This window comes from Treponema sp. (assembly GCF_045657965.1).
Lineage (GTDB): Bacteria > Spirochaetota > Spirochaetia > Treponematales > Treponemataceae > Treponema_D.
In genome coordinates, this window is record NZ_JAZOUG010000158.1 from 1 (window position 1) to 2,540 (window position 2,540).

A 2,540-nucleotide genomic window follows, 5' to 3' on the forward strand; every position below is an offset into this window, starting at 1 on the left:
AAAAACTTTATAAATGTTGTTCTGGCAGATATTTTAGGAGAAGAAAGACAGATTACTTATACAGTTGAAGCCAGATAATTTTTTAATTGAATCCTGAAAACTTCCGTGTTAGAATACTTATTGATATGAAACATAACATGATTACTTCTGCTTCGGGCTGGCGAAAAGTATTTGCCTGCTCCGGAGACGAAAAAGACAATACACCAGAAATAACCGAAGAAGATAAAATTCTTGTTGGAATTGCCGCAGATGTATTTTCTGACTATATTATGGAAAAAACATCAAATCCAACAGTAATACTGGGCATGGACACAAGACCAACAGGCCGTGTTATCGCATATACAATGCTCAGACTACTTATGTCCAAAAAAATTGCCGTAAATTACACAGGTATCATTGCTGCACCGGAAATCATGGCCTACAGCAAAACTGTTGATGGTTTTATCTACATTTCAGCAAGTCATAACCCCATCGGCCACAACGGCATTAAATTCGGCTTAAATGACGGTGGAGTTTTAAATGGCGAAGAAAATGCTAAGCTTGTAAAACTGTTAAATGAACGCATAAATTCAGAATCAGATATTGAGCGTGTCAAAAAACTGATTGCAACCTGTCCTGATGAAGACATTGACTGGGTTTTAACAGAAAGCGTAGCCGTTATGCGTGAAGCTTCTTCAATGTATCATTCTTTTTCAAAGCAGGTCATTTCCGGCACCGAAAATATTGCCCGCCAGAACCGGCTTTTTGCCCAGATCAGACAGAATGTACTTTCAAACCCTTTCGGCATAGTCTGTGATATGAACGGTTCTGCCCGCACCCTTTCAATCGATTCTTCTTTCTTTAGAGAATGTGGAATCAATTATTTTTCTATCAACGATAAACCCGGTGAAATCAATCATGCTATAATTCCTGAACCGGAAAACCTTCTCTGGTGTGCCGCCGAAATGGAACGTCTTCATGAAGAAGGCCACACAGAAGTACAGTTAGGTTATATGCCCGACTGTGACGGAGACCGCGGCAATATTGTTTATTGGAACGAAAAAGAAAACAAAGCACTTCCAATTTCGGCACAGGAAGTGTTTGCCTTATCTGTTCTTGCAGAACTTGCATACGAAAGCTATACAAACGAACTTGAAGATTCTTCCACTTCTTCCACAGAAAAGCGGGCTGTAGCTGCTAACTGCCCGACCTCAATGAGAATTGACGAAATCTGCCGTGCATTTGGAGCAGAGCTGTTCCGTGCCGAAGTTGGTGAAGCAAACGTCGTAAATCTCGCACGAAAAAAACGTGAAGAAGGATATACAGTACGAATTCTTGGAGAAGGAAGCAACGGCGGAAATATTACTCATCCGGCTGCAGTACGGGATCCTGTCAATACAATTTTTGCCTTAATCAAGCTGCTTGTTCTTCGGGACACAATCGATGAAAACGGCCGTACGATTAAAGGACTGTTTCACATCTGGTGCGATGCAACTGCTCATGAATATAACGACGATTTTACTTTATCTGATGTAATTGCAACTCTTCCAGTTTATACAACTACAGGTGTTGCAGAAGAACGTGCAGTTTTAAAAATAAAAACAACGGATCATTCTGTTTTGAAAGCAAAATTTCAGAAAATTTTTGAATATCAATGGAAAACTCAAAAAGAGGTTTTATTCCAGAAATACGGAATTGTTGCTTATGAAGCTGTTGCAACTGTCGGAACTGAAGAAATCCGTAATCTTAAAGATTTCTCAAAAAGCGGCAAAGGCGGACTAAAAATCGTATTCTACAATCAGGATGAAGTTCCATGTGCTTTCATCTGGATGCGTGGCAGCGGTACAGAGCCTGTCTTCCGTGTAATGAGCGATGTAAAGGGAAACAATAAGGCCGAAGAAGCAAAACTCCTCGAATGGGAGCGCCAAATGATTCTTAAGGCAGATAAAATATAAGGAGAATAAAATGGAAAAATCAGAAATTTTAGCTCGTGCGAAAAAATATATCGCAGAAGAAAAAGACGAACGCTTCCGTAAAGAAGTTGAAGAACTTGTTGCAAAAGAAGACATGAAAGAGCTTGAAGACCGTTTCTATCAGACCCTCGAATTCGGAACAGGTGGTTTGCGTGGTGTAATGGGCGGCGGAACTAACCGCATGAACACTCTCGAAATCAATCTTGCAACCCAGGGCCTGGCAAACTATGTTCTTAAAGCATTCCCACAAAAAGCAAAAGACGGCACTTTGAGCGCAGTTGTAGCATACGACAGCCGCAAAAACTCAGACGTATTTGCAGAAGCTACAGCACTTATTCTGGCCGCAAACGGAATCAAAGCATATCTTTTCACAGGTCTGCGCCCGACTCCGGAACTTTCTTTTGCAATCCGCGAACTCAAAGCTCAGACTGGTGTTGTAGTTACAGCAAGCCACAACCCGCCTCAGTACAACGGCTACAAAGCATACTGGGATAACGGTGCTCAGGTAATAGAGCCGCATGACGAAGGCATTATTAAAGAAGTAAATGCCGTAAAAGAAGTCAAAACAATTTCAAAAGAAGAAGCAAT

The 2,540-nt window shown here is 41.1% G+C and carries 1 protein-coding gene and 1 pseudogene; both read left to right on the forward strand.

The window, feature by feature from the left end:
* Positions 1-125 precede the first annotated feature (125 nt).
* Positions 126-1,934 carry a phosphoglucomutase gene (locus ACKI5B_RS05680; RefSeq protein ID WP_407426695.1) on the forward strand — a complete coding sequence of 603 codons (1,809 nt, stop codon included), beginning with the start codon at positions 126-128 and terminating at the stop codon, positions 1,932-1,934.
* 10 nt (positions 1,935-1,944) lie between these two features.
* Positions 1,945-2,540: pseudogene (locus ACKI5B_RS05685) on the forward strand (phospho-sugar mutase); the annotation flags it as partial.